Source organism: Microbacterium testaceum StLB037 (genome assembly GCF_900104345.1).
Taxonomy (GTDB): Bacteria; Actinomycetota; Actinomycetes; order Actinomycetales; family Microbacteriaceae; genus Microbacterium; species Microbacterium testaceum_A.
This window is the reverse complement of sequence record NZ_FNJN01000002.1, coordinates 273,507-294,601: the sequence shown is the minus strand read 5'-3', so window position 1 is coordinate 294,601 and position 21,095 is coordinate 273,507. Positions and strand designations below refer to the sequence as shown.

The following is a 21,095-nucleotide window of genomic DNA, read 5'->3' as shown; positions in this document are numbered from 1 at the left end:
TCACGCCTTCGCGGCGTCCTGCCGCGTGAGCCACGCCTGTTTCATGAAGCGTCGGACGTCCTCGTCGACCCGGATGTCGCTCGGCTTGAGCGGCCGCGTGAGGTAGAGGCCGTCGAGCGAGGTCAGGCGGCTGAGGGCGACGTAGGTCTGCCCCGGGGCGAAGGCCCCCGCTCCGAGGTCGACGACCGCCCGGTCGTAGGTCTTGCCCTGCGACTTGTGGATCGTCACGGCCCACGCCAGGCGCAGCGGGAACTGCGTGAACTCCGCGACGATCTCGCGCGAGAGGTTCTTCGTCCCCGGGTCGTACGCGTAGCGGTACCTCTCCCACACGGCCGGCTCGACATCGTGCTGGATGCCGTCGACCTCGACGCGCACGCTGTCGCCGGCGATGCGGGTCACGGTGCCGATCGTGCCGTTGACCCAGCGCGGGGCCTCGCCGAACTGCGCGCCGTCGTTGCGCAGGAACATCACCTGCGCGCCGACCTTGAGCGTGAGCTCCATCTCGGCCGGATAGTTCGCCTCGCCGCGCCCGAAGTCGCCCGAGATCTCGGCGTTCGCGGTCTGCGTGCGGCCGATGAGCTCGTCGAGGTGCTTGCGGTTGATCGTGTTGACGCGGTCGTTGCGGGTCGCGAGCGTGATGATCGGGTGCTCGCCGTCGGCCGGATGCGGGGGTGTGCGCGCACCCGCGGTGTTGAGCACCCCGGCCATCTCGGCGGTGACCCGGCCGTACCGCACGGCGTTCAGCAGCTGTTTGAACCCGGGGTCGGACTGCCGGTGGATCTCGACGAGCTCGTTCACGTGCAGGTCGGCACCGTGGCGGCCGATGTCGATGAGACCGTCGCTGGCGGCCTCGCCCGACCACACCTTCGCGTCGAAGAACCAGAACGAGCGGTAGTGGTCGCGGATGTAGCGCGCCTCGTCCCCTCGCGGCGGCACGGGCGCCAGCTGGTACGGGTCGCCGAACATGACGATCTGAGTGCCGCCGAACGGCTCCGACCGTCGACCGCGGGCCTGGCGGAGCGAGCGGTCGATGGCATCCATCAGGTCGGCATTGACCATCGAGATCTCGTCGATCACGAGGGTGTCGATGGCGTTCAGGATCTTGCGCGTGGCGTCGTTCTGGTCGATGTCGCCGTTCGCGATGAGCCCGATCGGCAGGCGGAACAGCGAGTGGATCGTCTGTCCCTCGACGTTGAGCGCGGCCACCCCCGTGGGCGCGCAGACCGCGATCTGCTTCTTGGTGTTCCACGCCAGGTGCTGCAGGAGGGTCGATTTGCCCGTGCCCGCGCGCCCGGTGACGAAGACGTGCTCGCGGGTGTCCTCGATCAGCCGGAACAGCGCCTGCTGCTCGGCGGAAAGGGGCGGCGTGGTCACCGGCCCATGCTAGTTCGCGCAGGTCGCCTCAGACGGCGAGCTGGGGATGGGCCCGCCCATCGGCTCGGTGTGGACGAGCAGCCACCGCGCCTCCCCCGATAGCACGTCGGCGACGTGGCTGCGGAAGCGCGGGCACTCGGTGATGTCGTGCGAGCGGCAGCGCAGGGCGTGCTCGGTCATGGCGCGGGCCTGGGCGATGTCGGCCGCACGTCGGTCCAACTCCGCGACGTGCTCCTCGAGCACGCGATGCCGATCGGGGGCTCCGTCGTCGAGCAGCACCCGGATCTGGTCGAGCGAGAGCCCCGCGGCCTTGTTCCGCAGGATCACCGCGATCCGCACGCTGTCGCCCTCGGTGTAGCGGCGTCGGCCCGCGGCATCCCGAGTCGGATCCAGAAGTCCCGCGTCCTCCCAGTGCCGCAGAACATGCGTCTCGAGACCGAACCGCGCCGCCGCCTCGCCGATCGACTCGCCGTCCTTCGCCGCGCTTGACTTCATGTCGACATGAAGTCACAGGATGGACGAGAACGCAAACGGAAGGAGCTCATCGTGTACGACGCGATCATCATCGGAGGCGGCCCCGCGGGCCTGCAGGCGGCCCTCACCCTCGGTCGCATGCACCGCCGGACCCTGCTGCTCGACTCGGGCGACTACCGCAACGGCACCGTGCGCCACGCGCACAACCTGCTGACGAACGACGGGCGCGACCCCGCCGAGCTCCGCCGCCTCGGCCGGGAGGAGATCGCCGCCTACCCCGACGTCGAGATCCGGGATGCCGCCGTCTCGGCCGTCGCACGAGAGACCGACGTCCTGACCGTCACGGTGGGCGACGAGATCCTCCGCGCCCATGCCGTCATCCTCGCCACGGGGGTCGCCGACCGGCTGCCCGACGTCCCCGGCCTCGCCGAGCAGTGGGGCGACCGCGTCGCCAACTGCCCGTTCTGCCACGGTCACGAGTTCTCCGGTCGACCGGTGGCGATCGTCAATGGCAGCGCCCACGCCGCAGTCCTCGGACGCATGCTCGAGCCCGTGGCATCCGAAGTCCATCTCATCGATCCCGCCGACGTCGTCCGCGTCACCGGGACGACCGACGGGCTCGCGCTCGAGCGCGCCGACGGCTCGGTGCTCGAGGTCGCCGGGGCGTTCGTCGCCCCGACGTGGAGCTCGCGTGCCGGCTTCGTCGACGGACTCGGCGTGGAGCTGCAGGAGTCGGGAGCCGTGCGCACCGATCCCTTCGGGCGCACGAGCATCGAGAACGTCTACGCGGTGGGCGATCTGGCGCACCCCGATCACCTGCCGGGACCCCTGTTCTCGCTCGCCGCGGCCATCGCCGGCGGTCAGCTGGCGGCTGTCGCGATCGTGCAGTCGCTCGTCATGGACTGACGCGCGCGGCGCCTCCACAGGAGCTTTTCCTACACTGGAGGCGTGGACACCGCAGGCGGGGGCCCCGCGACGCCCGAAGGCGTTCGCGGCGCGCGCCCACGCCCCGCGGCCACGATCACCGGGATCGTCCTGGTCGGCGTGCTGCTGATCGCCGCGCTCGGGGCGGGAGCCGCCTCGCTGTACCGCGAGTTCTACAGCCCCCGCGCCTTCGTCCAGCACTACCTCGAGCTCCTGCAGGAGCGCCGCACGGCGGAGGCTCTCGCGGTTCCGGGCGTGGCCGTCGACTCCGCCGAGCTGCAGTCGGCGGGTCTGCCGGCCACGGCATCCGAGGCGTTGCTGCGTCCCGATGCCCTGACGTCCTTGACGGATGCCGAGATCACCGGCGAGAGCGCCGACGGCGACGAGACGCAGGTCACGGTCTCGTACACCGCGGGCGGGTACGCCGGAAAGACGACCTTCTCGGTGCAGCACGACACGAACGAGGGCCTGCTCCCCCGGTGGCGGTTCGCCCGCAGCCCGCTGTCGGTGATGAAGCTCACGGTCGAGGGGTCGATGCGGTTCGCCGTGAACGGGTTCGAGGTCGACAAGCGACAGGTCTCGGTCGACGGGGCCGACGTCGATCCCACGGCCGCTGTCCCGCTGCTGGTGTTCTCGCCGGGGCTCTACTCGGTCGACGTCGACACGGCGATCTCGGCGACCCCCGGTGTCGCCGTGCTCGCCGACGCGCCGCTGGCCGGCATCCCGGTCGACGTGCAGGCGCAGCCGACCGACGAGTTCATCTCGGTCGTGCAGTCGCGCGTCGAGGACTTCCTGACCACGTGCGCCCAGCAGAAGGTGCTGCAACCCACCGGCTGCCCCTTCGGTTTCACGGTGCGCAACCGCATCGACGACGCGCCCACCTGGTCGATCGTGCAGCAACCCGAGGTGACCGTGGTCCCCGACGGCGCCGGGTGGCGCATCCCCTCGGCGAAGGCCGTCGCGCACATCGTCGTCGACATCCGCTCGATCTTCGACGGCAGCGTCCGCACGGTCGAAGAAGACGTCGCGTTCCGCGTCGACGGCGAGATCACGGTCCTGCCGGACGGCACCGCCTCGATCCTCGTCGGCGGATCGTCCGACTGAGTCCCGCCTAGTTGCCGCGGGATGCGACCCGGGCGTCGCGCTCGGCGAGGCGAGCGAGCTCCTCGTTGTACGCGTCGAGCTCGAGATCGCCGACGCGGTCGACGTGACGGTCGCGGCGGCGCTGCTGACGCTCGTCGCTCCGGCTCCACTGGATGGCCACCGCGATCGCCAGGATGAGCGTGGGGATCTCGCCGACCGACCAGGCCACACCGCCGCCGACGTACTGGTCTTGAAGAGGTGTCGCCCCCCAGGTCCGGCCCATCGCGCCGAACCACTCCGCGACCATCAGACCCGAGTTCATCATGATCGCGATGCCGAAGAAGGCGTGCATCGCCATGATCGCGATGAGCACGAGCAGGCGCATGGGGTAGGGCAGGCGGTAGGGAACGGGATCGATGCCGATGAGGCTCAGCACGAAGAGGTAACCCGTCACCAGGAAGTGCGCGACCATCCAGATGTGCCCGACGTGGTCGTACAGCGACCAGCGGAACAGGTCGGTGTAGTAGAACGCCCAGAGCGAGCCGATGAACAGGCCCGCCGCCACGTAGGGGTTGGTCAGCACCTTCGCGACCGGGTTGTGCACCGCCCAGAGGATCCACTCGCGGCCGCCGCGCGTCCCGTCGGTGCGCTTGCGGATGGCGCGCGCCGCGAGCGAGACCGGGGCCCCCGCCACGAGCATGAGCGGGATCGCCATCGACAGCAGCATGTGGCCGATCATGTGCATGCTGAACAGGTAGTCCTGGTACACGTTGATCGGACCGGACGTGACCCAGAACACGCTCAGCATGCCGAGGACCCACAGCACCGTACGGGAGATCGGCCACGAGTCGCCGCGGCGGAGCAGACGCCAGACGCCGGCGAGGTAGAAGAAGATCCCGAACGCGACCACGAGGGTCCAGAGCAGATCCACGTCCCACGCGGTGAACCAGCGCTCGATGGTCAGATCGGGAGGCAGCGGCGCGCCGGTCAGCACCTCGGCCGGGGTCTGTCCCACCAGCGGGGGCTGCACCGGCGGGGGTGTCCGCGCGAGGGCGGCGGCGACACCGCTGGCGATGCCCATGAACGCCAGCTCGAGGGTGATGACGCCCCAGAAGCGGCGGGAGCCGGGCTCGTCGGCCATGCGCGAGATCAGTCGACGGCGGTACCAGGCGCCCAGGACGCCCATGGCGATCAGCGCGCCCACCTTGACGAGCACGAGGACGCCGTAGGCCGACCAGAGGTTCTGGAGGCCCAGGAGGCCGATCGAAGCGCGGACGGTTCCCGAGATCGCGACGACGATGAAGGCGACGAGGGCGATCGACGAGTAGCGCAGGAGCGCGGTCTGCAGTTGCCCGCGCGACATCGCGGGGCGGACGACCACCAGCAGGATCAGCCCGCCGAGCCACACGGCCGCGGCCATGATGTGCAGAACGAGCGAGGTCACGGCCGCGTTGTGGCTGGCTTCTTCGCCCGCGTGGCCCTGCGTGCCCATGGGGATGAGCGAGGCGAGGGCGAGGATCGCGACGACGAGCGTGGGGATCCACGAGCGGACGGCGAAGGTGAGCACGGTCAGCACGGCGCCGGCGATGGTGGTGATCAGCCACGCCTGCCCGATCGAGCTCTCGACGAGGAAGCGTCCGAGCTGCTGCCCGAACACCGCGTCGAGCGTCGGCTTCGCATTCAGGACATTGAGGAAGGTCAGATACCCCGTGGTGGCCGCCGAGACGGTGAACACGGCGGCGCCGATGGATGCCGTGTCCAGGGCGATCTCGAAGGGTCGCTCCCCCGCCGTCAGGGCGAACAGCGCCAGGACCAGCGAACCGACCATCGTGGCGGCGGCGAGGTTGACGACGACGGTGGCGATCGGCAAGCCCCACCGGACGACCGGGCCGGGGTCGGCGAGCTGCGTGGGAGCCGCTCCGCCTCCGTACGCGAGCCCCACCGCGACGGCGATCAGCGAGACCACGACCAGGATGACGGGTCCCGCGACGCGGAGCAGGCGGGGATTCACCCCCTCAGCCTACGTCGCGAGAGAACCACAGAGGGGGGATGCCGTGTGGCATCCCCCCTCTGTCGTTCGACGTCGTCTTACTTGACGGCGGCCTTCAGCTTGGAGCCCGCGGTCACCTTGACGCGCTTGCCGGCGGGGATCGAGATCTCCTCGCCCGTCTGGGGGTTGCGGCCCGTGCGAGCCGACGTCGCGACCTGCTCGAAGGCGATCCAACCGGGGATCGAAACCTTGCTGCCCTTGGCGACCGCCTCGGAGACGGTGGAGAAGAGGGAGTCGAGCACGCCCGACACGGCGGACTGGCTCTGCCCGGTCGCGCTGGCGATGCTCGCGACGAGCTCGGTCTTGGTGATGGACTTGTCAGCCATGTGGTTGTCCTCCAGGCGACGACGTAGGTCGCCTCTCGTTACGCGGACGAGGGGGGAATCCTCCTCGGTGGTCGGGAGACCGCCTCGACAGTATCAACCGAACCGCGGAATTACGGGGATTCTGACGGATTTCGACCCATTCTCGACCGGCGTGTCGTGCGACCTATGGGACGCGTGAGGCGGATGGGTCGGGTGAGCCCGCCCGCGTCACCGCCCAGCTCCGGGCCCGGAGTCGAGAGTCCGCGCTCGTCCGAGCGTGCCCCGTCGCCGGCCGTCCGCGACGCCGCGACACGCTGTCACGCGTTGTTGACAGCATGCCCCGCTCACGCGCTCGGCGAGACCCACCCGAAGTACATTCGGCCGGATTGCGCTCCGCGCGCACTCCACCCGCTGGGCAGCGACGAAGGGGGAGAGATGCCAGGTTCACCCACCTCGATGGAGGCACGCGCCATACTCCGCGCGGCCGCCACGACGACGGCCCTGCGATTGCTGCCCGGTCACGGAGTCCCCGCACCCCGCCACCTCGCACTGCTCTCGGAGGCGGAGCTTCCCGAGCCGCCCGCGGTCTGGACCGACTCCACGGCTCTGCCGCTGGCAGCCCTCCTGGCCGCCCGTGCCCGCCGCGACGCCCTCACCGAGGGCACCGCCGCCCTCTCCCGCTACTTCGACGAGGTCCGCCTGCGGCGACCGGCCACGCTGTCGTCCGGCGCGCGGTCCCAGTTGTACGCCTCCGCCGGCGAGTACGGCACCGCCATCGGCTGGCCGCAGGTGGGCGCACGCTTCGGAGTCGAGGCCCTCCTGTTCGCCGACACCGACGCGACCAGGTACCGGGCGCTGTCGGTGAGCGCCCTGGGACACGCACTGAACGGCGAATACCTGGCGGCCGAAAGCGCCCGAGCCGAGGCCGCCGAGCTGTTCACGGCTCGGGAATGGCCTGCCGCCGACATCTCCCCCCTGCTTCAGCTCGCCGAGGCTCTCATCGCCGCCGCCGATCTGAACGTCTCGCGACTGCGGGGTGTGGCGGTGACGATGCGATGCGCGCATCCGGACGACCCCTACGCGGGGTACGCGGCACGCGTCGTCGAGGTGGTGGCGATGGTACTGGACCGTGACCTGGGCACCGGCCGCGCCGAATGTCAACGACTCCTGCACGGCAGCCGCCGACTCAGCAGCCAACGCATGGTCCGGCATCTCCTCGTCTGCATGCTCGCCGACATCCTCGTCGCGCAGGGCGAACACCGTGAGGCGTTGACCACGCTGGATCCCTTCGAGTCCCCCGAGGGTCACGGCTCCTGTTTCGCGATGCAGCGGACCGGCGCGTTGCTCGGGCTCGGCCGCGAGCGCGAGCTGCTGCTCGAGACCGACGCCTGCGTCGCACCCGGATCGAATCATTGCCTGCGCACCCTGACCCCCGCCCTGGTGAGACGGGCGCTGGCACAGAACCGGCTGGGTTACACCCGGCGGGCACGCCAGAGCATGCAGGCGGCCCTGCATCTGATCGTGCGCACCGGCTCCTCGGCGACGCCGTTCCTCGCTCTGCCGCACGACGAGACCCGGGCGCTGATGGACGCCGTGGCCGACGATGACACCGTGCTCGCCGCGGCCCTCCCGCACCTGCAGGCGACACTCGCGCGCGTCGCCACGTCCGGCTGCGAAGCCCACTCGCCGGTCGCGGCGGCTCGTCTCACCCCGACCGAGAGGGCGACGGCCGACCTGTTGCGGCAGTCGCTGAGCCTCGTCGAGATCGCTCGCGAGCGCGGCGTCTCGCTCAACACGGTCAAGAGCCAGGTGCGCTCGATCTACCAGAAACTGGGCGTGCGCGGTCGGACCGACGCCGTCGAGATGCTCGCCGCCCTCGACAAATGAGCGTCGTACAGCGCCGCGCTCCGGACCCTGATGGAGCCGCCGCCGATCGACGCCGTCAACGACGAGAGGCGAGGGCCCCGCTGGGGCCCCCGCCTCTCGTACGGTGTCTGGTGCTTACCAGGACGACTTGGTCACACCGGGCAGCTCGCCACGGTGGGCCATGTCACGGAAGCGGACGCGCGAGACGCCGAACTTCGTGAGGACACCACGGGGGCGGCCGTCGATGACGTCGCGGCTGCGCACGCGCGCGGGCGACGCGTTGCGGGGGAGCTTCTGCAGACCCACGCGGGCGGCCTCGCGGGCCTCGTCGGTCGCGTTGGGGTCGACCAGGGTCTTCTTCAGCTCGGCGCGCTTCGCGGCGTAGCGCTCGACGACGACCTTGCGCTGCTCGTTGCGCGCGATCTTGCTCTTCTTAGCCATGTGCTTAGCGCTCCTCTCGGAAGTCGACGTGCTTACGGACCACGGGGTCGTACTTCTTGAGCACGATGCGGTCGGGGTTGTTGCGGCGGTTCTTGCGCGTCACGTAGGTGTATCCCGTGCCGGCGGTCGAACGCAGCTTGATGATCGGACGAACGTCCTGAGCCTTCTTCGCCATTACAGCTTCACGCCCTTCGCCTGCAGGTCACGGACGACGGACTCGATGCCGCGAGCGTCGATGACCTTGATGCCCTTCGCCGAAACGTTGAGCTTGATGTTGCGACCCAGCGACGGAACGAAGTAGGTCTTCTTCTGCACGTTCGGGTCGAAGCGGCGCTTCGTCCGGCGGTGCGAGTGCGAGATGTTGTGACCGAAGCCGGGAACCGCTCCAGTCACCTGGCACACTGCTGCCATGGTGATGTCTCCTTCTGTACCGTGACACCGGACGGTGTCACCCAAGATCCCTTGTCTGCACCCCGTTCGAGCACGGCGGAAGGCCGGGATCGAGAGCAGGGATGCGAACTGCGTGCTGGAGTGCGCGCAGACAAGGGGTCAGTCTAGCACGGCGTGTCGCCTTGACCTGATCAGGTCATCGAACGCGAGGGCCCCGAGCCTGTCGAGGGAGCGGGAGCTTCGACGGGCTCAGCCCCCTCACGCCCCACCCGCCTCCGCCGCACCCCGGCCCCACCGGAACGCCGAGACCGTGGCGTCCCCCTCGATCCAGAAGCGCCACGGGAACGCGTCGGTGCCGGCGATACCCGCGACCCCCACGCGCGGCCCCGTCGCCACGACCGGCGGCGGCGCCTCGGGCAGGAGCAGCCGCGCTCGAGCCCCGGCCCGCTCCGCGCCGGTGACCGCGTCGATGCCGTCGTGGATCGGATGCCGAAGACCCACCGCGTCGCCGAATCGTCCGGGACCGCGAGCGAGATCCCGCGACGCCCGCACCGCCCCGCGGCGCTCGAGCCGCCGCCGCTCGGCGATGTCTGCCCCCTCGACGATCTCGCCGCCGCGCAGCAGGACTCCGCCCGCGACACCCTCGGGGCCGCACACGACGTTCACGCACGAATGGATGCCGTGACTCAGGTAGACGTAGAGGTGCCCCGGCTCCCCCCACATCGTGGCGTTGCGCGCCGTCGGCCCCATGCGGGCGTGCGAACCCGGATCGGGCTGCTCTCCGGTGCCGAGGCCGTGGTACGCCTCGACCTCGGTGAGCCGGGCCACGACCCGTTCTCCGCCGACCTCGGTCTCGAGCAGGGCGCCCAGCAGCCGGGGAGCGACCTCGACCGGCAGATCGACGAGGTCGGCGCGGGTCGCGGGGCGCATCACTGCGGGGGCACCTGGCACCACGACAGGTCGAAGCCCTGCAGCGCGACGATCTCCTGCCCGGTGTCGACCTCGACGAGGTGGGTGAGCAGGCGCTGCGGAAGGGGCAGCTGATAGCGGTCGAAGGGATTGTCGACCGCGCGCGGCGCGACCAGCACCGCGGCATAGCGGCCGCTCGGCGACACGCACGTCTGCAGCACGGTGTCGGAGCCCGGCACGCTCAGCAGCTGGCGGACGGTGCCGTCGGTGTCGACGTGCGAGACGATCGTCGATCGCGAGACCCCGTCGGAGCTGATGTCGGCGAACGAACGGATCGTCCCCGCCCCCGCGCCGGGCATCGGCGTCGCCCGTCCCGCCATCCCCGGCGGGTCGACGGGCTCGACGAGCCCCTGCTCGGAGCCGTCGGTCAGATCGATCTCGCGGATGCCCTCGAGCCTCTCGACGATCGCGACCGAAGAACCGCGGGCGATGCCGTCGATCGACACGGCGCTGCCGAGGGGCGCGGCGTTGCCGCCCTGGGCGTCGGTCAGGAGCAGGCGGGAGTCGAAGGTGAGCACCAGCATGCTGTCGGTGTCGGGCACGAAGCGATAGTCGGCGATGCGCACGTCGCCGCCGTTCAGCCCCACCTCGACGGGCGGGGAGTCGTCGGCCGCCGACGCCGTGAACAGGCGGCTCTCGCGACCTCCGGCGGCGCCCAGGTCGGCATCCGAGAAGGTGAATCCGATGCGCTCCCCTCGGTCTGCCGACTGCAGGTTGGTCACGTACCCGGGGCCGGGGAGGGCGATGTCGCGCTGGTTCTTGCCGTCGGGGTCGGTCACGATCACGCGCGGGGTGTCGCCGTCGCGCACCGAGATGACGAGGTGGTTGGCGGTGGCGCGGAAGTCCTCGATGTGCGGGTTCACGAACACCGGGAGCCCCGCCTGACCCTGCAGGTCGGTGCGGAAGATCGTGTCGCCCTCGGGCGTGCCGCGCTGCATCAGGTAGGCCTGCAGCGGAGGGGTGCGGAAGGTCTCGGTGAGCGTCGAGGCCGGACCCGCGCCCAGGCCGTTCACCCCGTTGACGGTGATGCGGTAGTCGGTGTCGTCGCGCAACGGCAGCGTGAAACGCACGCCGACGCTGCGCCCCGAGGTGTCGACCGTGAACGGTGTCGCCGGGTCGACCTCGACCTGCGAGGGGTCGACCTTCTGCAGCGACTGCGTCGTGGTGAGGATCACGCGCGACCCGGATGCCGCGACGGCCGCGGCGGGATCGACCTGCACGTCCGTGACGCGTGGTCCCTGCGCCACCGCGACCACTCCGCCGAGGCCGCCGACGACCACGAGACCGACGAGGACGGCCGCGAACGCGATCGCGAATCCACGCCCGCGCCGGCGGCGGGCGCGCGAACGGCGGGAGTCGCCGCCGCGACGGGAGTCAGTACTCATACGGGTCCGAGGGCTCGTCGATCGCGGCGACCTGATCGGCGTGCACCGCGAGCTTGCCGTCTCCGCTCGAGCGCACCGTCCCGGTGACGGTCACCCACTGGCCGGTCGAGGGGGCACCGGTCGTCGCGGCGATGGGCAGACGCGCGGTCTGCGCATCGATCACGCAGTGCGTGATCACGAGCCGGGTGAGATCGAAGCTCGAGCCGTCGTTCGCCGGGGTGATGAACCCGGTGAGGGTGACGGGCTTGCCGTCGAAGGTCTCGGGGTTGGTGGCGTGCGCGAACACCGCCGACCAGTCGCCGATGCCGAACTTGGAGGTGTCGCCCGAGGCGGCCAGGGTCACCGCGTCGGAGCCTGCGAACAACGGAGGCGCACCCACGTCGCGCGACACCGCCAGCTCAGTCGACAGCGAGGCCGCGGGGGTCAGCAGCACGGCGATCACCGCCCCCGAGGCCAACACGCCTCCGGTGAAGGCGGCGATCCCGCCGGGTGTCAGGCGCGGGCGGGCCGCCAGGTGGTCGTGCGCGACGTGATCGTGCTCGTCGAGCGGGTCGGCGTGCGCGTGATCGGCGTGAGCGAACGCCTCGCGGCGGGCGGAGGCCGCGGCGGGGGAATGCCCGTGCTCGTGGTCGTGGCCGTGATCGGCCTCGGCTCCGAGCGGCAGGGCGAACGAGGCGATCGCGCCGATCAGCGCGACGAAGGCCATGCCGACGGCGAACCACGCCGAATCAGGGTTGATGTACAGCGCCATCCGCCCGGTCGCCCACAGCGTGATCGTCGTGATCGACAGGCACGCGGTCAGGCCCACCCCGAGCCAGCGCGTGGCGAGAGCACCCGTTCTAGACAAGGAGGTTCACCACCGTTCCGAGCGTGAAGGCGAAGAGCACGACGACCACCGTCATGCCCACGAGGACCCGTGACGAGAAGGTCGTGCGCAGCAGCGCCATCATCTTGAGGTCGATGATCGGCCCCACCACGAGGAAGGCCACGATCGAGCCGGGCGTGAAGGTCGAGGCGAACGACAACGCGAAGAACGCGTCGACGTTCGAGCAGAGCGAGACCACGATCGCGAGCGCCATCATCGCGGCGATCGACAGCGCGGGGTCGGATCCGATCGCCAGCAGGGCGCTGCGTGGCACGAGCACCTGCACGGCCCCCGCGAGGAGCGAACCGATGATGAGCGCCGGCATGACCGAGCGCAGCTCGACGACGAACTGGGCCAGGGTGCGCCGGCCGCGGTCACCGCGCTCCTGGACGACGATCTCGCACGTCTCGAGGAAGCGCTCGGTGAGCAGCTTGTCGGGATCGGGATGCCGGCTGTACAGCCAGCCGATGAGGTTGGCGACGAGGTAGCCGCCGATCAGACGCGCCACCAGGATGCCGTCGCTGAAGCCGAAGGCGGCGTGCGTGCTGATGATGACGATCGGGTTGACGATGGGAGCGGCGACCAGGAAGGTCAGCGTGTCGCTCACCCCGAAGCCGCGCATCAGCAGGCCGCGGGCGAAAGGCACGTTTCCGCACTCGCAGACCGGGATGAACATGCCCAGCAGCGACAGGACGGCCCGGCGCGCCCACGGCGCGCGGGGCATCCATCTCTCGATCGCCCCCGGGGGCACCCAGACCTGCACGATGATCGACAGCACGACGCCGAGGACCACGAACGGCAGCGACTCGATCAGCACGCTGAGCGCGAGCGTGAGCCCGTCCTGCGCGCGGGTCGGGAGCGATTGCGCGAAGAACGTGGGGGCGAAGGCGTCCACGAGGAACAACCCCGTGACCACGACGACACCCAGGCCGAGCGCGACGAGGGTGCGGGAGGCGCCCGAGCGTTGCGGCGGGGGTGCCGTGGTGCGACTACTCGTCGCCACGCTCACGAGCCCGGGCGTGGGCGCAATCGGTGCAGATGCCGAAGATGTCGACCACGTGCTCGGCCTCGCTGAAGCCGTGCTGCGCGGCGGTGCGCTGCGCCCACTCTTCGACGTCGGTCGCTGCGATCTCGACCGCCTTGCCGCACGAACGGCAGATCAGGTGGTGGTGGTGACCGCGCGTCTCGCAGGCGCGGAACAGGTTCTCGCCGTCGGGGCTCTGCAGGGAGTCGGCATCGCCGCGGGCCGCGAGACCCGCGAGGGTGCGGTAGACGGTCGCGAGGCCGATGCCGGTGTTCTCGTCGCGCAGGGTCGCGTGCAGCGACTGGGCGCTGACGAAGCCGGGAGCTCCGGACAGAGCCTCCCGCACGCGTTCGCGCTGCCACGTATTGCGCTGGACCATGGCCGCGAGTCTAGCGAGGCGATCGGTGAATCGGCTGGGCGCGGGCGATGTCGCCTGGGCACACACGGCCCGGAGATGGTCGGCGCCCTCAGACCGCCCGGGTCGTGCGATCGCGGCGGGCGCCGACCAGGCGGCACACGAGGTAGATCGCGAACGAGATGGTCGTGATGTACGGGCTCACCGGCAGCGTTCCGGCCACCGCGAGCAGCACTCCGCCCACGGCCGAGACGAAGCCGAACAGCGCGGCCAGCAGCGGCACCGAGAGGGGACCGGATGCCACGCGCATGGCCGCCGCGGCGGGCGTGACCAACAGCGCCATCACCAGCAGTGCGCCGATGATGTGCACCGCCACGGCGACGATCAGGCCGAGCAGCAGCATGAATGCCAGCGACACGGCGGTGGTGGGCACTCCGCGTGCGGCCGCCGACTGCGGGTCGAGGGAGTCGAAGCGCAGCGGGCGCCAGATGAGCAGCAGGGCGACCAGCACCGCGACGCCGATCACCACGAGCCACCCGAGCTGCTCGCTCTGCACCGACACGATCTGCCCGGTCAGCAGGCTGAAGCGCGTCGCGCTGCGCCCGTTGTAGAGCGAAAGGCACAGGATGCCGACACCCAGGCCGAACGGCATGAGCACGCCGATGATCGAGTTGCGATCGCGCGCGCGGGCGCCCAGCACCCCGATCAGTGCGGCCGCGATGAGGGAGCCCACGATCGAGCCCGACACGACGTCGACGCCGATGAGCAGGGCCACCGCGGCGCCGGCGAACGACAGCTCGCTGATCCCGTGCACGGCGAAGGCCATGTCGCGCTGCATGACGAAGACACCGATGAGGCCGCCCACCAGGCCCAGGACCGCACCCGCGTAGACGGAGTTCTGCACCAGCTCGAGGATCGCGCCGTACTGGCTCACCCCGCCGAAGAGGGCGGTGCCGACGTCGGACCAGTTCATGCGTCGTCCTCGTCGTGGTGATGGTGGTGGGCGTCCTCGGCATCCGGGGCTCCGACGACGATGAGCTGGTCGCCGGCGCGGACGACGAACACGGGGGCGCCGTACAGGGCCGAGAGGGTCGCGGTCGTGAGCACCTCGTCGGGAGTCCCGAGGGTGAAGCGCCCGTTGGCGATGTAGAGGATGCGGTCGACGCGCGACAGCACGGGATTGATGTCGTGGGTGACCAGCAGCACGGCGGCGTCGCGCTCGCGACGGTGGCGGTCGATGAGTCGCACGACGGCTTGCTGGTTGGCGAGGTCGAGGCTCGTCAGCGGCTCGTCGCAGAGCAGGAGGGCGGGGTCGTCGGCGAGGGCTTGGCCCACGCGCAGTCGCTGCTGCTCTCCGCCGGAGAGGAGCCCCACGGGGCGGTCGCCGAACGCGGTGGCCCCCACCGCCTCGAGCAGTTCGTCGATGCGCGCGCGATCCTTCTTGCGCGACAGGGGCAGGCCGAGTCGGTGCCCGTCGACCCCGAGACCGATGATGTCGCGGCCGCGGAGGGGCGTCTCGCGCGGCAGGGGGCGCTGCTGGGGGATGTAGCCGATGCGGCGGTTGCCGGCGCGGCGCACCGGGGCTCCGAGCGCCTCGATCGATCCCCCGCTGAGGCGTTCGAGCCCGAGGATCGCGCGCAGCAGCGTGGTCTTGCCCGAGCCGCTGGGTCCGAGCACCGCGACGAGCTCGCCGGGCTCGACCTCGAGGTCGAGCCCGGCCCAGAGCTCCCGGCCCCCTCTTTCGAGGGCGGCTCCGCGGATGCGCAGCGGTGCGGTCGCGCTCACGCCGCCAGCGCGTCGGACAGCGCCGTGATGTTGCTCTGCATCCACGAGATGTAAGTCTGTCCCTCGGGGAGCGTTTCCGTGAACTCGATCACGGGGATGTTCTTGGACTTCGCTTCGTTCTGCACCTGTGTGACCTCGGCGCCGCCGGTCTGCGGGTTGACGATCATGACGGTGATCTGACCCGAGTCCAACAGCTGGAGCGACTCAAGCAGGGTCGCGGGCGGGACGTCCTGGCCCTCTTCGACCGCCTCGCTGAACTCGTTGGGGGTCGCGTTGTCGAGGCCCGCGGTGGTGGTCAGGTACACCGGCACCGGCTCTGTCACGAAGATCTTCTTGCCGGCATCCTTCGCCTTGATCGCGTCGAGGGAGTCCTCGAGACCGGCGATCTGCTGGGTGAAGGCCTCGGCGTTGGCGTTGAAGTCGGCGACGTGGTCGGGCGCGATCTTGCCCAGTTCGTCGGCGATGGCCTCGGTGAGGTCTTCGATGGTGTGGGGGTCGTACCAGACGTGCTCGTTGAAGCCCTCGATGTGGTCGTGACCGTCGCCCTCAGCGTGCGCGTGATCGTCGGCGCTCTCGCTCGGGGCGGGGCTCGCGTCGTCGTCGGAGTGATCCTTCGACCCGGGGTAGTCGTGGTTGTACTCCACGGCGGTGAGCACGGGAGCCGACGTGCCGCTGGCCTGGATGAGGGACTCCATGAACGCGTCGTAACCGGCGCCGTTCTCGATCACGAGACCGGCGTTCTTCAGCGTCAGCTGGTCTTGCGCGCTCGCCTCGTACTCGTGCGGGTCCTGGCTGGGCGAGGTGATGATCGAGGCCACGTCGACGTACTCGCCGCCGACCGCCTGGGCGATCGAGCCGTAGACGTCGGTGGATGCCACGACCTTGACCTTTCCGGACGAGTCCGACGAAGCGGGCGAGGCGGTGCCTCCGGCGCAGCCGGCGAGCGCGAGAACGGAGACGGCCCCGAGGACGACGGGGGCGAGAATGCGGCGGGTCATAAGGAAACCGTATCGCCGTTGATAATCGTTCTCAAACTCAGGGTGTACCGCATACGAGGTTCTCAGGATCCGGCATCCTGCCGATCTGTCCTCCCTTCACGGGTGCGGTCGCCCGATTGTCGACGGCGGACCCGGGTCGGGATCTCTTTACTGGGATCCATGACCGACCACGACCTCCCCGTCATCGCGCACTGGATCGACGGCGCAGAGAGCGCCCCGACGGGCGGACGCACCGCCCCCGTCTACAACCCCGCCACCGGCGCGGTGCAGGCGCACGTCGCCCTGGCCGGCGAGGCCGACATCCAGGCCGCCATCGCCTCGGCCAGTCGCGGCTTCGCCGAGTGGAGCGGCTCCTCCATCGCGAAGCGCCAGAGCGTGCTGTTCGCGTTCCGCGAGCTGTTGAACGCGCGCAAGGGCGAGCTGGCCGAGATCCTCACCGCCGAGCACGGCAAGGTGCTCTCCGACGCGATGGGCGAGATCGCCCGCGGCCAGGAGGTCGTTGAGCTCGCGACCGGCTTCCCGCACCTCATCAAGGGCGCCTACAGCGAGAACGCCTCCAGCGGCGTCGACGTGTACTCGCTCAAGCAGCCGCTCGGCGTCGTCGGCATCATCAGCCCCTTCAACTTCCCCGCCATGGTGCCGATGTGGTTCTTCCCCATCGCCCTCGCCGCCGGCAACGCCGTCGTGCTGAAGCCGAGCGAGAAAGATCCCTCCGCCTCGCTCTGGCTCGCGCGCCTGTGGAAGGAGGCGGGCCTTCCCGCCGGCGCCTTCACCGTGCTGCAGGGCGACAAGGTCGCCGTCGACGGACTGCTCGAGGCCCCCGAGGTGCAGTCGATCTCGTTCGTCGGCTCCACCCCCATCGCTCAGTACATCTACGAGACCGCGTCGAAGAACGGCAAGCGCGTGCAGGCCCTGGGCGGCGCGAAGAACCACATGTTGGTGCTGCCCGACGCCGACCTCGACCTCGTGGCTGACTCCGCCGTCAACGCCGGCTTCGGCGCCGCGGGCGAGCGGTGCATGGCCATCTCGGTCGTGCTGGCCGTCGAGCCGGTCGCCGACGAGCTGATCGCCAAGGTCACCGAGCGGATCACGAAGCTCCGCATCGGAAACGGAGCGGATGCCGACGAGCCCGACATGGGCCCCCTCATCTCGGGCGCGCACCGCGAGAAGGTGGCCTCGTACGTCGACATCGCTGAAGCCGACGGCGCGACCATCGTCGTCGACGGCCGCGGATTCTCGGTCGACGGGCACGAGGAGGGCTTCTTCTTCGGCCCCACCCTGCTCGACGAGGTGCCGACCACGTCGCGCGCCTACACCGAGGAGATCTTCGGCCCCGTGCTCTCGGTCGTGCGCGTGAACACGTACGAAGAGGGCCTCGCCCTCATCAACGGCGGCGAGTTCGGCAACGGCACGGCGATCTTCACCAACGACGGCGGAGCCGCCCGCCGCTTCCAGCACGAGGTGCAGGTCGGCATGATCGGCATCAACGTGCCGATCCCCGTGCCGGTGGCGTACCACTCGTTCGGCGGGTGGAAGAAGAGCCTGTTTGGCGACGCGAAGGCCTACGGCGTGCACGGCTTCGACTTCTTCACCCGCGAGAAGGCCGTCACCAGCCGCTGGCTCGACCCCGCCACCCACGGCGGCATCAACCTCGGCTTCCCCCAGAACAGCTGAGTCGTCGGCACCGGATGCCGTGCCCCCGGGCTCCCCGCGAGCCTGGGGTCGCGGCATCCGTCGTTCCGTCCCGCGCTTCGCGTGAGGGGTCAAGAAGCGTCGCCTGGCGCGCGCCGAAGCGACAGAAGGTGACCCCTCACGCGCGGGCGGGAGGACCCGCCAGCTCCAGTGCGGCCCACAGCTCGGCGCGCGCGGCGAAGCTCGACAGGTCGAGCTCGAGCACCTGCTCGAGCTGCGCCATGCGCGCCCTCAGGGTGTGGCGATGGATGCCGAGGCTCCGCGCCGCGGGATCCCAGGCGCCGTTGGCGTCGAGCCAGACCCGCGCCGACTCACGCATGCGTTCTTGCTCGGCGGCCGGCAGTGCCTCGAGGGGCTGCAGAAGGGAGCGCGCGAGCACCTCGCCGCCGCGTTCGCGCAGCGCGCCCATCAGGCCGCGGCCGGCCAGGTCGTCGTAGGCGCGGAGGGTGCCCGCCTCGGCGTCGCGAGCCGCGTGCACGGCACGGCGCAGGTTCTCGGCGAGATCGTCACCCGCCTCGTGGCGCGCTGTTCCGACGTGAAGACCCCGTCGCGCGGCGAGCGCCGCGAGCGCGGGGGCCGCGTCGTCCGCCACGAGCACGATGATGTCGTCGTCGCGCTCGGCAGAGAACATGCGGGCGGGGTCGCTCGAGACGAGGTCGAGCTCGTCGTGCAGTCCCGCAAGCGCTGCCGCCCCGCGCACGACCCCGACCAGGTACGGCGCCGCGGGGAGACCCCCGAGCGCTGCCGCCCCGCGCACGACCCCGACCAGGTACGGCGCCGCGGGGAGACCCCCGAGCGCCGACGCGGCCACGCGCCGGGCCGTGTCGCCGTGTCCGTTGACGAGCAGGTCGATGACGCCCGCGCGCACGCCGCGCAGGGCCGACTGCAGTCCGCGCTGCTGCTCGAGCGCGATGCTCGCCAGCGCCACGACCGAGGCCACGAGATCCCGGCCCGCGGGGTCGAGCGGCTCGGGTCCGCCTACCGCGAGCACGCCGCGCAGTCGCCCGCTTTGCCCGATCGTCTGGACCAGCGCGTGGCCGGCCGAGGGCACGACGAGGCTCGCAGCGGTCCGCCGTTCGAGCAGGCGCCGCACGTCGCGGCCGACCTCGGCCTCGACCTCGGCCGGCGCCCCGCGCAGGCCCGGAGACGACAGGCGACCGCCGACCGCGTCGTACAGCTCGACCCAGGCGTCGAGCAGGCGCGACAGAGTGGCGAGGATCTCACGCAGGCCGTCCTCGCGCACCGCGGCACGCGCCACCGCGCGCTGGGCATCGAGCAGCCACGACAGGCGCGCGGCTCCTTCGGCGGCGATGATGTCGGCGACGAAGCGGATGATGCGGATGAACGGCGCGCGATCGGCGATCTCGACGATCGGCAGGTCGGCCGCCTCGCCCGCGCGCACCACGGTCTCGGGCACGCGGTCGTGGATGATGTCGGTCGCGAAGCCGAGGCCCGCCACCCCGAGCTCACGGAGGCGTCGGCAATAGGCCAGCGCCTCATCGGCATCCGGATCCGGAGAGAACTGCGCCCCGTTGGTCAGAAGCAGGTTGCCGGCCTCCAGGTACGGGGTCGGATCGAGCAGGTCGGAGCTGTGCACCCACGACAGGGGCCGATCGAGCGCGTCGTCGTCGAGTCGGGTCAGCACGCGCAGGGGGAACGACGGGTCGTCGAGGAGGGTGCGGAGCGTCGCGGGCATGGCGGGCCAAACTGTCGATCGTCCGTAGAGATTACCGACAGATCGGCGCTCCCCGACACGGCGCGACGCTTTCACACTGGAGGCATGCCGACACCCCTCTCGACTCCCCGCAACGCCGAGATCAGCGACCGCGACCGCACGAGCGTCTTCCACTCGTGGTCGGCGCAGGGCTCGCTCGCACCGCTCCCCCTCGCCGGGGGCTCGGGAGTGGAGGTCTGGGATGCCGACGGCCGACGCTACCTCGACTTCTCGAGCATGCTCGTCAACGTCAACATCGGGCACCAGCATCCGCGGGTCGTCGCCGCGATCCAGGAGCAGGCGGCGCAGCTGACCACGGTCGCTCCCGCGCACGCGAACGAGACGCGCGCGCACGCGGCCGAGCTCATCCTCGAGCGGACCCCCGAGGGGTTCTCGAAGGTCTTCTTCACCAATGGCGGGGCGGATGCCAATGAGAACGCCATCCGCATGGCCCGCCTGACCACGGGTCGCGACAAGATCGTGTCGCACTACCGCTCGTACCACGGCAACACCGGGTCGGCGATCGTGGCGACCGGCGATTGGCGCCGCATGCCGAACGAGTACTCGCGCGGACACGTGCACGTGTTCGGCCCCTACCTCTACCGGTCGGAGTTCTGGGCCGAGACCCCCGAACAGGAGTGCGAGCGCGCCCTCCGCCACCTCGAGCGCACCGTGCAGGCCGAGGGCCCCGACACGATCGCGGCGTTCCTGTTCGAGACGATCCCCGGCACCGCGGGCGTGCTCGTACCCCCGCCCCGATACCTCGAGGGCGTCCGCGCGATCGCCGACCGCTACGGCATCCTGCTGATCCTCGACGAGGTCATGGCCGGCTTCGCCCGCACGGGTGAGTGGTTCGCGTTCGATGCGTTCGACGTGCGGCCCGACCTCATCACTTTCGCGAAGGGCGTGAACTCGGGATACGTCCCGGTGGGTGGCGTGGCGATCTCGGATGCCGTGGCCTCAGTATTCGACGGACGCGTCTTCCCCGGTGGCTTGACGTACTCGGGTCATCCGCTCGCTGCGGCATCCATCGTCGCCGCTCAGCAGGCGATGGCCGACGAGGGCGTGATCGAGAACGCTCGCCGCATCGGCGAGGAGGTCATCGGCCCGCGTCTGCGCCAGCTGGCCGAGGACTCGCCGCTCGTCGGCGAGGTGCGCGGTCGCGGCGTGTTCTGGGCCGTCGAGCTCGTCGCCGACCAGGCCACGCGCGAGCCTCTGGCCGCCGCACGCATCGGCGCGATCAAGGCCGCGATGCTCGAGAAGGGCGTGCTCGGCTTCACCGCCGACAACCGCGTGCACGTGGTGCCGCCCGCCGTGATCGGCGATGCCGACGCCCACCGCGGCCTCGACGTGCTGGTCGAGGTTCTGCAGGCCGAGGCCACGCGCGCCTGACGCCCCGCG

General features: G+C 70.6%; 21 protein-coding genes. 5 read left to right on the top strand and 16 right to left on the bottom strand.

Annotated features, from left to right (window positions below; genetic code table 11):
• A complete protein-coding gene (locus BLS25_RS04690; RefSeq protein WP_074694603.1) occupies positions 1-1,374 on the bottom strand; it encodes an ATP-dependent DNA helicase in 1,374 nt (457 codons plus the stop codon).
• A 9-nt stretch (positions 1,375-1,383) separates the two neighbouring features.
• The gene (locus BLS25_RS04685; RefSeq protein WP_074694602.1) at positions 1,384-1,869 is read right to left on the bottom strand and encodes a helix-turn-helix domain-containing protein; all 486 of its coding nucleotides are present in this window, start codon (positions 1,867-1,869) and stop codon (positions 1,384-1,386) included.
• A 51-nt stretch (positions 1,870-1,920) separates the two neighbouring features.
• Between BLS25_RS04685 and BLS25_RS04680 the strand changes: the two genes are divergently transcribed.
• Positions 1,921-2,754, top strand: coding sequence for an NAD(P)/FAD-dependent oxidoreductase (locus BLS25_RS04680; RefSeq protein WP_074694601.1), 834 nt, complete (start codon positions 1,921-1,923; stop codon positions 2,752-2,754).
• 42 nt (positions 2,755-2,796) lie between these two features.
• A complete protein-coding gene (locus BLS25_RS04675) occupies positions 2,797-3,876 on the top strand; it encodes a hypothetical protein (RefSeq protein WP_074694600.1) in 1,080 nt (359 codons plus the stop codon).
• A gap of 7 nt (positions 3,877-3,883) precedes the next feature.
• Here BLS25_RS04675 and BLS25_RS04670 read toward each other — a convergent pair whose 3' ends face one another.
• Together BLS25_RS04670 and BLS25_RS04665 are read right to left on the bottom strand one after the other, a co-directional pair.
• Positions 3,884-5,866, bottom strand: a complete 1,983-nt coding sequence (locus tag BLS25_RS04670) for a bifunctional copper resistance protein CopD/cytochrome c oxidase assembly protein (protein ID WP_074694599.1) — start codon at positions 5,864-5,866, stop codon at positions 3,884-3,886.
• Between the two features lie 77 nt (positions 5,867-5,943).
• Positions 5,944-6,231, bottom strand: coding sequence for an HU family DNA-binding protein (locus BLS25_RS04665; protein WP_013584778.1), 288 nt, complete (start codon positions 6,229-6,231; stop codon positions 5,944-5,946).
• 414 nt (positions 6,232-6,645) lie between these two features.
• Between BLS25_RS04665 and BLS25_RS04660 the strand changes: the two genes are divergently transcribed.
• Entirely contained in the window at positions 6,646-8,097 is a 1,452-nt protein-coding gene (locus BLS25_RS04660) for a helix-turn-helix transcriptional regulator (protein ID WP_176786310.1), read from the top strand.
• A gap of 114 nt (positions 8,098-8,211) precedes the next feature.
• Here BLS25_RS04660 and rpsN read toward each other — a convergent pair whose 3' ends face one another.
• From rpsN to BLS25_RS04605, 11 genes are all read right to left on the bottom strand, one after another.
• Positions 8,212-8,517 carry a 30S ribosomal protein S14 gene (rpsN, locus tag BLS25_RS04655; RefSeq protein ID WP_022878196.1) on the bottom strand — a complete coding sequence of 102 codons (306 nt, stop codon included), beginning with the start codon at positions 8,515-8,517 and terminating at the stop codon, positions 8,212-8,214.
• A gap of 4 nt (positions 8,518-8,521) precedes the next feature.
• Positions 8,522-8,692 carry a 50S ribosomal protein L33 gene (rpmG, locus tag BLS25_RS04650; RefSeq protein WP_013584775.1) on the bottom strand — a complete coding sequence of 57 codons (171 nt, stop codon included), beginning with the start codon at positions 8,690-8,692 and terminating at the stop codon, positions 8,522-8,524.
• A complete protein-coding gene (rpmB, locus tag BLS25_RS04645) occupies positions 8,692-8,928 on the bottom strand; it encodes a 50S ribosomal protein L28 (RefSeq protein WP_055832508.1) in 237 nt (78 codons plus the stop codon). Before rpmB ends, rpmG begins: the two co-directional genes overlap by 1 nt.
• A 237-nt stretch (positions 8,929-9,165) precedes the next feature.
• Positions 9,166-9,837 carry a DNA-3-methyladenine glycosylase gene (locus BLS25_RS04640; protein ID WP_056224782.1) on the bottom strand — a complete coding sequence of 224 codons (672 nt, stop codon included), beginning with the start codon at positions 9,835-9,837 and terminating at the stop codon, positions 9,166-9,168.
• The gene (locus BLS25_RS04635) at positions 9,837-11,261 is read right to left on the bottom strand and encodes a hypothetical protein (RefSeq protein WP_056224784.1); all 1,425 of its coding nucleotides are present in this window, start codon (positions 11,259-11,261) and stop codon (positions 9,837-9,839) included. The genes BLS25_RS04640 and BLS25_RS04635 overlap by 1 nt, the downstream gene beginning before the upstream one ends.
• Entirely contained in the window at positions 11,251-12,108 is an 858-nt protein-coding gene (locus BLS25_RS04630; RefSeq protein ID WP_074694597.1) for a TIGR03943 family putative permease subunit, read from the bottom strand. The genes BLS25_RS04635 and BLS25_RS04630 overlap by 11 nt, the downstream gene beginning before the upstream one ends.
• A complete protein-coding gene (locus BLS25_RS04625) occupies positions 12,101-13,135 on the bottom strand; it encodes a permease (protein WP_056224789.1) in 1,035 nt (344 codons plus the stop codon). Before BLS25_RS04625 ends, BLS25_RS04630 begins: the two co-directional genes overlap by 8 nt.
• The gene (locus BLS25_RS04620) at positions 13,116-13,529 is read right to left on the bottom strand and encodes a Fur family transcriptional regulator (protein ID WP_056224791.1); all 414 of its coding nucleotides are present in this window, start codon (positions 13,527-13,529) and stop codon (positions 13,116-13,118) included. The genes BLS25_RS04625 and BLS25_RS04620 overlap by 20 nt, the downstream gene beginning before the upstream one ends.
• A gap of 88 nt (positions 13,530-13,617) precedes the next feature.
• A complete protein-coding gene (locus BLS25_RS04615; RefSeq protein WP_056224793.1) occupies positions 13,618-14,478 on the bottom strand; it encodes a metal ABC transporter permease in 861 nt (286 codons plus the stop codon).
• Entirely contained in the window at positions 14,475-15,290 is an 816-nt protein-coding gene (locus BLS25_RS04610; RefSeq protein ID WP_074694596.1) for a metal ABC transporter ATP-binding protein, read from the bottom strand. Before BLS25_RS04610 ends, BLS25_RS04615 begins: the two co-directional genes overlap by 4 nt.
• Entirely contained in the window at positions 15,287-16,288 is a 1,002-nt protein-coding gene (locus BLS25_RS04605) for a metal ABC transporter solute-binding protein, Zn/Mn family (RefSeq protein WP_074694595.1), read from the bottom strand. The genes BLS25_RS04610 and BLS25_RS04605 overlap by 4 nt, the downstream gene beginning before the upstream one ends.
• 159 nt (positions 16,289-16,447) lie before the next feature.
• Here BLS25_RS04605 and BLS25_RS04600 point away from each other — a divergent pair, with 159 nt between their 5' ends.
• On the top strand, positions 16,448-17,962 hold the full coding sequence (locus BLS25_RS04600) for a CoA-acylating methylmalonate-semialdehyde dehydrogenase (protein ID WP_074694594.1): 1,515 nt from the start codon (positions 16,448-16,450) through the stop codon (positions 17,960-17,962).
• A 136-nt stretch (positions 17,963-18,098) separates the two neighbouring features.
• Here BLS25_RS04600 and BLS25_RS04595 read toward each other — a convergent pair whose 3' ends face one another.
• On the bottom strand, positions 18,099-19,676 hold the full coding sequence (locus BLS25_RS04595; RefSeq protein ID WP_074694593.1) for a PucR family transcriptional regulator: 1,578 nt from the start codon (positions 19,674-19,676) through the stop codon (positions 18,099-18,101).
• A gap of 84 nt (positions 19,677-19,760) precedes the next feature.
• Here BLS25_RS04595 and BLS25_RS04590 point away from each other — a divergent pair, with 84 nt between their 5' ends.
• Positions 19,761-21,086, top strand: a complete 1,326-nt coding sequence (locus BLS25_RS04590; RefSeq protein ID WP_074694592.1) for an aspartate aminotransferase family protein — start codon at positions 19,761-19,763, stop codon at positions 21,084-21,086.
• The last annotated feature ends 9 nt before the right edge of the window (positions 21,087-21,095 follow it).